Origin of the sequence: Paenibacillus sp. NPDC058898 (assembly GCF_049316025.1) — a bacterium.
Classification (GTDB): Bacteria; Bacillota; Bacilli; order Paenibacillales; family Paenibacillaceae; genus Paenibacillus_AQ.
Genome location: NZ_JBMOSM010000013.1, coordinates 185778 through 197422 on the forward strand (window position 1 = coordinate 185778; position 11645 = coordinate 197422).

Sequence of the window (11645 nt, forward strand, 5' to 3'; positions counted from 1 at the left end):
GACCTATTCTTTGTCAGGGAGTGTGCACAATTGGAAAACATTCTTGTTACCGGATATCGAGCTCATGAACTCGGTATTTACAACAACAAACACCAAGGCATTCCTTATATACGTCAAGCGATTGCCAACCGCTTGATTCCGCTGCTCGAGGAAGGTCTTCAGTGGGTTATCACGCCCGGTCAGTATGGCGTGGACCTGTGGGCCGTTGAAGCAGCTATAGAACTAAAGTCCCGATACCCTCACCTGAGATGCTCTATTCTGACCGCCTATCAGAATCCCGAGGCGCAATGGAACGACGATAAAAAAGCTTATTTTCAGGAATTGATGAAGGGGGTAGACTTCTATGCGCCTGTCAGCAAGAGCCCCTATCAGGGGCCGTGGCAATTTACGGCCAGAGACGATCTGTTACTCCGCAAGACCGATGGCATTCTGCTCGTGTATGACGAAGATGGCGGCGAAGCCAGCCCCAAGTTCATCAAAGAACGTGCGCTGAAGAAGCAGACAGCGGACGGTTACCGCTTCATCAGCATCGGTTCGGAGGAGATACAGGCTGTTGCAGACGAAGAGAACATGTCGCAGGATTTTTACTAGGTTTGCTGCTCCCCGGTTACCACTTCGATCCGCCAGAAGAGTTCCCTACTGGCGAATCTCCCCAGCAAGAACCACCAGAGGAGCAATGTGAAGAACCTGAAAGAGACGTCAGCTTAAAGGAAATATTTTCGACATAAGTCTGCCTCTCTGATGGATTATCGAAATTAATCATTTTATGCAACATTCCGCAAAAATCAAGGAAAAGAGAATATCAACTAACAAATGAACCTGTGGCAATATTACACATGAGAAGCGGTGGAGCATGCGAATTAACAAATATATAAGCGAAACGGGAGTTTTCTCGCGCAGAGAAACCAACCGATTGATTGCAGCCGGACGCATCACGATCAATGGCAAGGTGTGTGAAAAAGGGGCGGACGTTGAACTGCACGATATTGTGTTAATAGATGGGAAGGGAATTCCTCATCAGGATAGGGAAGCGGTTTACCTGGCTCTCAATAAACCGATCGGTATTGTCTGTACGGCAGCAGAACATGTCGCGGGAAACATTATTCAGTTTGTTAACTATCCATCGCGCATTTTTGCCATTGGAAGGCTGGATAAAGCCTCTGAAGGTTTGATTTTACTTACGAACGACGGAGATATTGTGAACAAAATGATGCGTTCAGAACATCATCATGAGAAAGAATATGTGGTGACTGTGGACAAACCCGTTACGGACGAATTTATGCAAGCGATGTCTCAAGGTGTTGAAATCCTGGACGTCATAACCAAACCATGCAAGGTCTACAGGCAAAGCGAAGATGTATTTCGTATTATTTTGACACAGGGCCTTAATCTGCAAATCCGCAGAATGTGTAAAGCCTTGGGGTACAGAGTGCTGAAGCTGGAGCGTATTCGGATTATGAATATTACACTGGATCAACTGGAACGGGGGAAATGGAGGCATTTGCAGGAAGCCGAACTACATAACCTCCTGTTCATGTTGAACTAGGCGAAGGCGAACTCGTGGGAGGAACAGTAAGGCAACATACAAAAGCCATTTTTCAACTTTGTCCACGCCGGCCAAGGAAATCCACTCCTAAGGTTTACTTCATAAACCCCGGTATCGTGTCAAATTTGAAAAATGGCTCTACATGCTTAAAACATATTATTTCTATGCAAGCAAATAATCGTCAATGCTGGTATAAGCATACCCATGGGCCGCCGCAACCGCTTCGTAGGTTACCTTGCCGTCGATGACATTAATGCCCTTGGCAAGTGCTTGATCATGACGCGCGGCAGACCGAAGTCCTTTACTTGCTATTCTCAGTCCATAGGGTGCCGTTACATTGGTCAATGCCATGGTGGAGGTTCTGGCTACGGCGCCCGGCATGTTGGCTACAGCATAATGAATAACACCATGCTTTTCGTAGGTCGGGTTGTCATGCGTGGTGATCCGGTCAATCGTCTCGATGGAGCCCCCTTGATCAATCGCCACATCCACGATGACGGATCCCGGACTCATCTCTTTTACCATCTCTTCCGTTACGAGGCGCGGGGCCCGCGCACCGGGGATCAATACTGCGCCCACGACAAGGTCAGCGGCCTTCACCGTTTCCGCAATATGATACGGATCGGACATAATCGTTTTGACCCTCCCTTGGAACAGATCATCCAGTTGACGAAGCCTGCCGGGATTAATATCGAGGATGCTGACGTCCGCACCGAGACCCAGCGCGATTCTTGCCGCATTAGTGCCAACGATGCCGCCGCCGATAACGGCAACCTTACCTGGTGCGACCCCGGGTACGCCACTTAGAAGAACTCCCTTGCCGCCATGCGCTTTTTCCAGGAAATGCGCTCCGATTTGAATGGACATTCTTCCTGCCACTTCACTCATCGGTGTCAACAGCGGCAGGCTGCCATCGGTCAATTGTATCGTTTCATAAGCAACGGCACTCACCTTACGGTCAACCAGCGCCTTGGTCAGTTCCGGCTCGGGGGCCAGGTGCAGATAAGTGTATAGGATCATATCCTCTTGAAAGTATTCATATTCCTCCTGCAGGGGTTCCTTTACCTTCACAACCATCTCGGCTTTCCACGCTTCTGCAGCCGATGCAACCACTTTGGCTCCAGCCGCTCTGTAAGCTTCATCCGTAAAACCGATCCCAAGACCAGCCCCGGATTGTACAAGCACTTCGTGTCCGGCATTTCTAAAACTGACAACCGTACCCGGCGTCATGCCTACACGACTTTCGTTATTTTTAATTTCTTTGGGAACCCCAATTATCATCCCCATGCCTCCTTAATAGTGAATTTTGCCTATCTAATTGAATTGTAACCATTTTTACCCAAACTGTGTACCTGTCTAAGGTCAGGGATTGTCCATCCGAATTTATCTCTATGTATCCGTAGTATATGCAGATAAAAGATGAACTGCATGCAGAAAAAAACACTTCTCGCAGAGGGATTATAACGGATTTTTGTCCGTTATACCGTCCTCGCCAAAGTGTTTCAATCATGCGCATTCATGAAAACTCTAAGTACTTCTGTTGTTATATCCCTTCGTTATTGTGCAATCAGCTTAAACTTTTTCGCGATCCTTCCCTTTGTCGGATTCACCTGCGTTTTTGTTCGCCTTCTCCCGATCGAGCTGCATCTCCTCCACCGTCTTCACCTTGAGTCTGGCTGCTCCTTCATACGGACGGGTGGGGATCAGATTGTCGGATATTAGACGTGCTTTCGCTTCAGTGATCGAAACCGCATACTGAGGAAGCCATGCTTCACCGGCTACCAGCATTTCATCGACCAGTTGCCAGATTTCCTTCGGATTACATACCGCTCCAACCAGCGGATCCATCATAAATGCCTGACGAAGCAGCTTGTCATCTCCATGAACCGCCGCTTCGACCGCCAGCCGTTGAACGGATATGCTTACGCCACACACCGCAGCCGGCCCTAACGGCAAATTCCCTACATGCGGCATGGAAATGCCGTTGCGGTCTACGTAACCCGGCGCCTCAATGATTGCATCATTCGGCAGATTAGCGATAATGCCCTCATTCACCACATTAAAATGCCCCCGGTATACCCGGCCGGTTTCCAAGCCTTCAATAATGTAGGAGCCATGCTCCTCTCCCCGGTGCTCCGGCGTGTACTCCATAGCCGGATCTTGCATCCAGTTCGGGAAATCAGTCTCGAACCAGTTGCGTCCCTCGGTACAGACTCGCAAATATCCGCCTGTCTCTCCGTTTATCCAACTGCTGAGGTCAATCCACTCCGTAATTTCCTCCGCCCGTTTACGGTACCAAGGAACATATTCGCTTAGATGGCCGTTGGATTCGGTGCTGTAATATCCGAAACGCCGCAGCATATCGATGCGAACCTTCTCTGTCCTGCTATACTCCGGATGCCGTTCGAACGCTTCCAGCAGTCCAGCCGTCAAGTCCTTGCCTTGATGTGAGGCTTGAATATACCAGGTTTGATGATTAATGCCGGCACAGACAATATCGACTTCCTGTTTCTTCAAGCCATAAACCTCGGCGATTTGGTGATGCCCATGCTGTACGCCATGGCATAATCCAATCGTCCGCACGCCGCCATACTGATTGCATGCCCATGTCAGCATAGCCATGGGATTCGAGTAGTTCAGCAGCAGTACATCTGGTGCGCACACCTCGCGAATATCCTGGCAAATGTTCAGCATCTCAGGGATTCCCCGCTGGCCATACATAATGCCGCCTGCACAGAGCGTGTCGCCCACGCATTGATCGATGCCATATTTCAGCGGAATGTCCACATCCGTACGGAATGCCTCCAGTCCGCCCACGCGAATGGTGCAGATGACATATTTTGCACCCTGCAAGGCTTGTCTTCGATCCGTGGTGGACTGGATCGCAATCGACAGTCCGTTCTCGGTAATGTCCCGCTGACACAATTCCGTGACCATATCCAGGTTATGCTGACTGATATCGGTGAAAGAGACCTCGATATCCCTAAATTCCGGTACAGTCAACAAGTCACGCAGAATTCCCCGGGTAAAGCCGATGCTGCCCGCGCCGATAAAAGCAACCTTAAATGACATTCTATCCACTCCCCAGCTGCAAATTAGATTGTAGTTATTGTAGCAGTCGAGTGGTAGAAAGCGTTATCAAAATCATGACCTCTTGGACTCTTCTGAGTCAAAAATCCTCACTTCTTATCTGATCTGGCATCCTGATCACCGTATTTCCAGGCATTCCGATCCTTCCGCAGCCGATATTCCACCGGCGTGGTTCCCGTATTCTTCTTGAACAACATATGAAAATATTGCCTGCTGCCAACACCCACATAGTCCGATATTTCATCTATGGGGATATCCGTCTGCTCCAGCAGCATTTTGGCCTTTTCCATTCGAATCATGGTCAGATACTCCGTTATTGTCCTGCCCGTCCCTCTGCGGAATACCCGATGCAAGTAGCCGGGATGCAGATTCACCTCGGCGGCAACGTCCTTTACCTGAATATGGCGGTCATAGTTCTGATGCAAGAAATCGACGCTTCGTTTAATATAGAACTCGCTCTGCTGCACTTCGCTGCGTTCCCTTTCTTCATACAGACGGGCGATACAGACAAGCAGCTGAATAAACAGCATATGCGTCATCATTCTACCCTCCGTCCCTCTCTGATCGAGTTCAAGCACGAGGCTCCGCAGCACCGGATATACCTCCTCCTGATCCGCTAGCACCAAGTAGGGAAACGGCCGATTCAGGAGAAATGACACCTCTTGCTCCTCACCTGCAATCTGCCCGAGAGAAAGCGTCCTCCCTTCATTTTCCATAAACCCGAATTCCACATTCAGCATTCGGCAGGAGACCGCCTGCTCAACGATTAACCGATGCGGGACATCGGCATCCAGCACCATAAACTCCCCTTTTTTGAGCGTGACACTCTTTTCCGTATCGCCTACCTTCACGTCAATCCGGCACACCCCTTGGATCATATACATAATCTCGGTTGAGTCATGCTGATGGTATGGCATTTCATAATCTATCCACTGCTTATAGTAATAGGCGTAAAAGCGCGGGACATAATCTCCCTCTTCTAACATCTGCTGAAACAAGCTGCCATTCACAACACGTCTTCCTCCCTTCGTCCGAGCCGTGCAGCATGATTTATGGACAAAAACTTCTATCGACGTACTTCACAGAAGACAGACCGCGTTTAAGAGTAGTTATAGGTGTATTAATCTCACAGCGTACATAAATCGTAACTTTATATATAAAAAAAGCCTGGCCCTTAGGCCAAGCTTATCATCAATATGCCAGTGGTGCTACGAGATTTTGAAGGCCGATACGGTATGGTTTAACTCTTCAGCAAGCTCGGCAAGCGATTGTGCCGTTGCAGCCGATTCCTCGCTTGTAGCCGCCGTTTCCTCCGTCGACGAAGATATGGTTTCAATTGCGGTCGCCACCTCGGCAGCCTGGGCTGCCTGCTCCTCGCTGGCAGCTGCAATATCCATTACTTTACCGGCAGACTCATTCACCATACTTGTAATGTAGGCAAAGGCTTCACCGGCTTTTTCCGTGTGGATGACGCCTAGATTCACCGCCTCCACGCTATCAGCCGTATTCTTCTGCATGCCCTTGATGATATCGGCGATCTGCTTCGTGGCTCCTCCGCTACGTTCGGCTAGCTTGCGCACTTCATCCGCCACCACAGCGAAGCCTCTTCCTTGATCGCCGGCGCGGGCAGCCTCGATCGTGGCATTAAGGGCAAGCAGATTGGTCTGCTTGGCGATATCGTCAATCACCTCGATAATCTCGCCAATCCGCTGGGAATCAGCTTCGAGTTTGGCAACCTGCTCTCGTACCCGATTCATGCCTTCCACCGACTGCTGGACGATACCGCTGCCTTCCGTTGCAATGCCGGAGGTCTGGTTTACAAGCTCGGATGCTGCTGATGCATCGCTCGCAACAGAATTGATGGCATTTGACCATTCATGGAACAATTCACTGACCGTTTGCACGGATTCAGCCTGACTGCTGCTTCCAACCGCAAGTTCCTCGGCACCAGCCGATAGCTGCTGTGAAGCGGCGGCTACCGATGATGCGTTCAGGTTCACTTTACCGATCATCTCCCGCATGCTCTCCAGCAGCTGCGCGAATACTCTGGACAACGTGCCGATTTCATCGGCTCTGCGGAGATAAGCCTCAGGCACCTCCTGCGTGAAGTCTCCCTTCGACATGAACTCTCCGATGGAAACGGAAATGCCCAATGGTTTCACGATGGATCTCGTTAACAGGACCACGACAGCCGCCATGGCCACCAGAGTGGTCAGTCCGGCAACGATAATGGAGATAATCAACGCATCCGAATTTGCCGTAATCTCATCCATCGGGATAATGATAGCAGCAGACCATGGCGTTTCGGTCAATCCGGTCTTAATCGGGGTATACAGCTTGTACAGCTCGGAATCTTCCTCAGTATAGACATCTCCTTCCCGAATCGCATCCAGGATAAGGGGAACCGTCTTGCCAGGATAGGCCTCCTCCAACGTCTGCCCCATCACCCCGTCCTCCGGCGACGTTACGATCACGCCGGTATTCGAAAAAATATGAGCATACCCCGTATCGAACAATCGGAATTGCTCCATTACGCTTTGCAAATGTGCCAGGGAAATATCGACGCCAACCACGCCGACAGTCTTTCCGTTATCGATAATCGGAACAACGAGCGATGTCATCATGACATCTTCGTTGCCTACTTTGAAGACGTACGGATCCATAATGATTTCTTTCCCGCTGTTCTTCGCCAGGAGATAGAAGTCACCTTCCCCTTCGTGCTCGTAATCCTCGATTACGGAGCGTTCCAAGCCGGATTCCGTTCTTGCCCAGTAGGACATCAATCGCCCCGTTTGGTCACTGCCCTGTTTGTTTCTGTATTCGTTATCCCGGCCATCAAAGGCATCCGGCTCCCATAAGGTCCAGATCCCTTTCCAGGACGGATTGTCTTCCAGATTTCTTCTCAGTATTTCATTAACGGCTGCGCGATTCGTGGTATCGGTCCCTTTCATTCCAACAAAGCTTACAGCTAATGTACGTGCGGAGCTCATGACATCGTCAAGCTCTGCTTGTACCAGCGTGCCAATCTTCTCACTCGTTGTCACCGCAAGCGTCTTGGCCGAATCCAGAGCTTGCTCCGTTGTAGTCATACTGATATAAGCCATCATGCCAGCTAGAAAAATCGTAATCGACCCCAAAATAATAAACAGCATACGACCCTGGAGTTTCATTGCAAACAGAGATTTCAAAGACTTCAATCGTTTCATTATGAGTCACCCTCGCTTCTTCCGGCTGTTAAATTCATTCCACTCTTCTTCAAGCTGCGCCAAAACTTCCTCAATCTCTTCCGGTGACAAGAGGTCATCGACACCATATTCATATAGGTCCTTTGTCATGCCGCAGGTTACCACCCTTCCTACTTACAGACTACATCCATCCAGTAACATAAGCATATACACTTACCTACCGTTCGTAACCGAAATTCTCTTGCGTGCTCACGCAAGAATTTTGCGGATTGCCTTGCGGATATTGTCGAATAATAGTGAATCTATCTCGTGTCATGTCGAGGTAAACATACTTTATGATCTGAAACGTTAAAGAGAGCTAGCCGGTCAGCCCAGCTGAACAAAATCCGAATCCGAGAGGATTCCCATCTGCTTTGCCTTTAGTGCAGCTTCTATGCGTGACTTCACATTCAACTTTTGAAACAGATTGGTTAAGCTGTACTCCAGTGAACGCTGGCTCATGATCACCATTCCCGCAATCTCCTTGTTACTCTTTCCGCGAGCGATTTCCTTGAGAATACTATATTCTTTATCGGTTATAGACTGGGCTGCCGGCGCCCCTGCTGTCCGTTCCGGACCATTTGCGGTAACACGCCGGAGCTGCTTCACAAGTGTTAACGGCAGAACGACTTCCCCTCGCAGCGCACATCGAACAGCCGTTACCAACTGCTCTTTGCCCGACGTTTTCGAGACAAAACCAGCCAGTCCGGCCTCCATAATCAAATTAAAATGATTGCTGACTTCAAAACCCGTATAAACCAGCATCACCGCGTTCGGAACGATTTGGAGGATCTGCTTGGCCAAATCAATTCCGCTCATGCCCGGCATATGCATATCAATCAGCATTACGTCAAAATGCAACGTTCTCACCAGCTCCATCGCCTGCTCCGGTGTATTCGCAAGCTTCACGAACATATCCTTTTCCTGCTCAAGCAGCACCTTGGTTCCCTCCATCACCGAGGGATGGTCATCCACTAATAAAATTTCGATCATGGTCACTCATGGCTCCTTCAATCTGGTATCTTGATTACTTCACTGCCGGTGGAATGTTTACTTTGCTGTTATGGATATATAGACAGCCGTCCCCCCGCTCTTCGATGAGTCGAACTGGATTTTACCGTTCATGCTTCTCACCCTTTCCTTCATGCCGCCGATCCCCATATGATTGAATTGATCCGGTTTCTGGTTCAAATCGATCCCAATCCCGTTATCTTCATAGCTAAGATTGACCTCATCACACTGAGTGGACAAACGGAGCTTTACCTCGGTCGCGTTGGAATGCTTCGTGGCATTGGCTAGCAGCTCCTGGACAATTCTGTACAGTCCGATCAAGTGATCGTCACTGATATCATCATCGAAGTTCGAGCAGTCGAACTGTATAGAATAATTGGTGCGGAGCTGGGTAAATTCAAACAATGCCTCCAGCGAACGCTCCAAACCCTCCTCCTTGAGCAGCGGGGGGCGAAGCTCGTTGCACGTAATTCGAATCTGATATATGACATCCAGAAGCCCCTGCTCGATTTCCTCCAGCTGCGGGCGAAGTTGCTCCGGCAGCTCATGATCCGATGTAATCTGATTTAATTTCCTGTACCATATAATCTGTTCCTGGAGCGCAGCATCGTGAAGATCTTGGGACAATCGCTTCCGCTCATTTTCAGATAAATGCAGCATCAGTCGCAGCAGCCACAAGGGCATGATTTGCTGGGATGAATCCAGCTTCTCCAGCTCCCTCGTCAAATCCTCAATGACGCGGAAGTTATCGTACAGGACACTTGCATAGCGCGTAATGGTCTCCAGCCATATTTTTTTGGCCTGAATCATTAGCAAGGGAACCTCTCCGCCAATGCAGACAATGCTGCTATCCCCGTTCATTTCTCCAATCTTGACAAAATATCCGTCGGACATCTCAAACAGTTTACAGAATGGAATATGCTCGGGACCGCATGTATGGATCGCATGAAGCACACCTTGCGGCAGAACTTTATGGCCCCCTTGGATTTTGATATGCAGGCTGTGGTGATTGATCTGGATGAGGCTCACCCGATCCGTCACCAGCACCTTCTTGATTTCCCGCACGATACGGGCGTTCAATTCACTGATCTTCACCATCCCAAAAAGGTCGGAAGAGAATTGATCCAGGCTCATTTGCAGCCTAAAATAACGGTCCTCGCTCTCCCGAACTAGCCTTTCTGCCGCAATGCGCTCCCGTTCAGCCTGCTTCTGCTGCGTAACATCGCGAATAATGGTAAGCGCCGTGTTATGACCTATATAAGGAATAGGTGTCGTAATTGCCTCTATATCGATGATCGTTCCATCCAGCTGGACCAGTTTGTTCCCGGTGAGCTCCGAGGTATTCCCGCTTTCGTACACATGCTCAACCTCCGCAATCACGAACTCGACCTGATCCGAGGGGATTACGTCCTGGAGTGAAGTTCCCGCTAATTGGACGATATCCGTTATACCCAATAAGGAAAGGCCTGCGGGATTCGCATAAACATAAGAAAAATCGGAGTGCAGGAACATCGCAACAGGAGCGATATCCAGGATATGGCGGTTGATTCGGTCGCTTTCCATAAGGGCCCGTTCCGCGGATTTGCGGGCGGTGATATCCTCGAAGAAAATCTCAATCGCGTCAGATTCCGCATCATACAAGGCCGTTGTCACAACATCGACCCGCTCTCCGTCAACCCGCTTTATGGATAATTCCTCGGGAACGACCTGCCCTGATCGAATAAGCTGCATGAGCCGTTTGCGTTCCCACTCCTCGTAGGGATCCAGCACCCAATCCCAAGGATCGGTACCCAGGATGTTCTCAGGCCCAGCCGCTCCAATGATCCGAAGTCCAGCGGGATTTACATACATCAACTTGCGGTCCTTACAAACGGCAATGGCAATAGGAGATAGCTCTACCAGCCTGCGATACCGGTTCATGCTTTCATTGAGCGCTTGCTCCATCTTCTTGCACTCCGTAATATCATACAGCGCCTCCTCCATGCGGAAACGTGTGCTAATATCAACGGCAATACCATCTGTACGGATCATTTGCCCGGATTCATTCATCATCGGAATCATCTTCACTTGGACCCAGCGAACATCGCCCTCTGCATGAATAATCCGGAATTCAGTATGAACGGTCTCACCTTGTCGAGTTCTGTCGACCAATGATCGAAACAACGTCATATCCTCTGGATGGATCAGCTCTTCCCAGGAAAGACCGTCCGTGAAATCACGATGTGAATAACCTGTAATTTTATGAAAAGCCAAAGAAGTATTTTGGATACTCCTTGTGCCGAAATCGTATGACCAAATGCCAACATCAAGCGTAAGCAGCATATCATCAAGCAGTCGGAATCTGCCTTCGGCCATATCCAAGGCCTGATGGCTTAACTTTCGCTGATATGCGCTTTTGAACAAGAAAATCCAGAATGTGATGGTGAGGGCGACTAATACCAAGATGGTTGCCCCTAAGAAGTAAATACACATGATGTTTGATGGTCTCCTTATGAAGCATACACGCAGTCACGTCAGATGCTTTGCGGTATACCGAATGCGAACTGCGGGATGAAGCAAATGGCAGCCATATCATTTATCGGCAGATCCTTCACAAATGCGAAGATCAAGTACAGAGAAATTTTGCGTAACGATTCGGAGTGTCATATCCACGAAAATAAACGAAGCAAAAGGGGCTCTAAATCATGACCACCCGTCCAACGGGTGGTTTGCACTTGGGGTATAACCCCCTGTTGCCAAACTGCGCCTAAAGACGCTAGCCTGACCACAAATCT

9 protein-coding genes are annotated in these 11645 nt (G+C 49.4%); 2 read left to right on the top strand and 7 right to left on the bottom strand.

Annotated elements, in window-relative coordinates:
- The first annotated feature begins 30 nt into the window (after positions 1-30).
- Both ACOZB4_RS27565 and ACOZB4_RS27570 read left to right on the top strand, forming a co-directional pair.
- The gene (locus ACOZB4_RS27565; protein WP_339292628.1) at positions 31-591 is read left to right on the top strand and encodes a DUF1273 domain-containing protein; all 561 of its coding nucleotides are present in this window, start codon (positions 31-33) and stop codon (positions 589-591) included.
- 262 nt (positions 592-853) lie between these two features.
- Complete coding sequence (locus tag ACOZB4_RS27570) at positions 854-1546, top strand: pseudouridine synthase (RefSeq protein ID WP_379411529.1); 693 nt, start codon at positions 854-856, stop codon at positions 1544-1546.
- Between the two features lie 162 nt (positions 1547-1708).
- Here ACOZB4_RS27570 and ald read toward each other — a convergent pair whose 3' ends face one another.
- From ald to ACOZB4_RS27605, 7 genes are all read right to left on the bottom strand, one after another.
- Positions 1709-2827, bottom strand: coding sequence for an alanine dehydrogenase (gene ald / locus ACOZB4_RS27575; protein WP_339271243.1), 1119 nt, complete (start codon positions 2825-2827; stop codon positions 1709-1711).
- Between the two features lie 291 nt (positions 2828-3118).
- The gene (locus ACOZB4_RS27580; protein WP_076322990.1) at positions 3119-4618 is read right to left on the bottom strand and encodes an alpha-glucosidase/alpha-galactosidase; all 1500 of its coding nucleotides are present in this window, start codon (positions 4616-4618) and stop codon (positions 3119-3121) included.
- A gap of 107 nt (positions 4619-4725) precedes the next feature.
- Positions 4726-5646, bottom strand: coding sequence for an AraC family transcriptional regulator (locus tag ACOZB4_RS27585; protein WP_379411536.1), 921 nt, complete (start codon positions 5644-5646; stop codon positions 4726-4728).
- Between the two features lie 198 nt (positions 5647-5844).
- On the bottom strand, positions 5845-7806 hold the full coding sequence (locus ACOZB4_RS27590) for a methyl-accepting chemotaxis protein (protein ID WP_422759706.1): 1962 nt from the start codon (positions 7804-7806) through the stop codon (positions 5845-5847).
- Between the two features lie 42 nt (positions 7807-7848).
- The gene (locus tag ACOZB4_RS27595; RefSeq protein ID WP_272914355.1) at positions 7849-7971 is read right to left on the bottom strand and encodes a hypothetical protein; all 123 of its coding nucleotides are present in this window, start codon (positions 7969-7971) and stop codon (positions 7849-7851) included.
- 216 nt (positions 7972-8187) lie between these two features.
- On the bottom strand, positions 8188-8853 hold the full coding sequence (locus ACOZB4_RS27600) for a response regulator transcription factor (RefSeq protein ID WP_379411544.1): 666 nt from the start codon (positions 8851-8853) through the stop codon (positions 8188-8190).
- A 57-nt stretch (positions 8854-8910) separates the two neighbouring features.
- The gene (locus ACOZB4_RS27605) at positions 8911-11313 is read right to left on the bottom strand and encodes a PAS domain S-box protein (protein ID WP_379411546.1); all 2403 of its coding nucleotides are present in this window, start codon (positions 11311-11313) and stop codon (positions 8911-8913) included.
- Between the last annotated feature and the right edge of the window lie 332 nt (positions 11314-11645).

Excerpts from the sequence above, each read along its gene's own strand:
- ACOZB4_RS27570 (WP_379411529.1), top strand. The coding sequence starts at position 854 with ATGCGAATTAACAAATATATAAGCGAAACGGGAGTTTTCTCGCGCAGA.
- ald (WP_339271243.1), bottom strand. The coding sequence starts at position 2,827 with ATGATAATTGGGGTTCCCAAAGAAATTAAAAATAACGAAAGTCGTGTA.
- ACOZB4_RS27580 (WP_076322990.1), bottom strand. The coding sequence starts at position 4,618 with ATGTCATTTAAGGTTGCTTTTATCGGCGCGGGCAGCATCGGCTTTACC.
- ACOZB4_RS27590 (WP_422759706.1), bottom strand. The coding sequence starts at position 7,806 with ATGAAACTCCAGGGTCGTATGCTGTTTATTATTTTGGGGTCGATTACG.
- ACOZB4_RS27595 (WP_272914355.1), bottom strand. The coding sequence starts at position 7,971 with ATGACAAAGGACCTATATGAATATGGTGTCGATGACCTCTTGTCACCG.
- ACOZB4_RS27600 (WP_379411544.1), bottom strand. The coding sequence starts at position 8,853 with ATGATCGAAATTTTATTAGTGGATGACCATCCCTCGGTGATGGAGGGA.